Below are 729 nucleotides of genomic sequence, written 5' to 3' on the forward strand. Positions count from 1 at the left end.
GTCCGAATGCAGGAGCGGAGCCTCGTTGCGTCTTAAGCGCTTGAAGGCTTTGCCCATCATGTCTCGAACCATGTCGAATACCGGTCGCCTAGCCATCTCATAGGTTATGATCTCTCGGTTATAGAGGTCCAGTACCGGTGACAAGTAGAGCTTTTGGCCACCGAGGTTAAACTCGGTAATGTCTGTCACCCATCGCTCGTTAGGCCGCTCGGCTGAGAAATCGCGATTGAGCCGGTTAGGAGCAGCCCTAGACGTTGAGCCTCGGTAAGCTCTGTACTTGCTGCGTCGTCTAATGGATGACTTCAGTGCCAAGATACCCATCAAGCGCTGGATGGTTTTATGGTTTATCCCAGTGCCTTGGTTACGGATGGCAGCAGTGATACGGCGATAGCCATAGCGGCCTTTGTGTCGCTCAAAAAGCGTCTTGATAGTGCTTTTGAGCCCGGCGTACTTATCAGCGGCAGCTAATGCATTGGATTGGTAGTAGAAGGTACTGCGAGCCAGCCCTGCTGACTTGAGTAGGCAGGCCAAAGGATAGTGCTGCCGGAGCGCTATCACTATCTGCGTTTTCTCACGGGTGCTAAGGGTTGTCGGCGTTGAGCCAAGGCTTCGAGCTTTTTTCAAGTAGGCATTCTCCAGCTGCAACCTCACGACCTCGTTGGTGAGTTCTTGTTGGGTACGCTGGGCATCATTTGAACCATTGAGCGTTTCGATGACAGACGCGTTGCG

General features: G+C 52.9%; 1 protein-coding gene. It reads right to left on the reverse strand.

Annotated elements, in window-relative coordinates:
* Positions 1-729: IS3 family transposase (locus IEX86_RS24775; protein WP_188868799.1), on the reverse strand; the 729-nt coding region annotated here is incomplete at both ends.

The organism is Pseudomonas asuensis (assembly GCF_014646755.1).
In the GTDB taxonomy this organism is placed as follows: domain Bacteria; phylum Pseudomonadota; class Gammaproteobacteria; order Pseudomonadales; family Pseudomonadaceae; genus Chryseomonas; species Chryseomonas asuensis.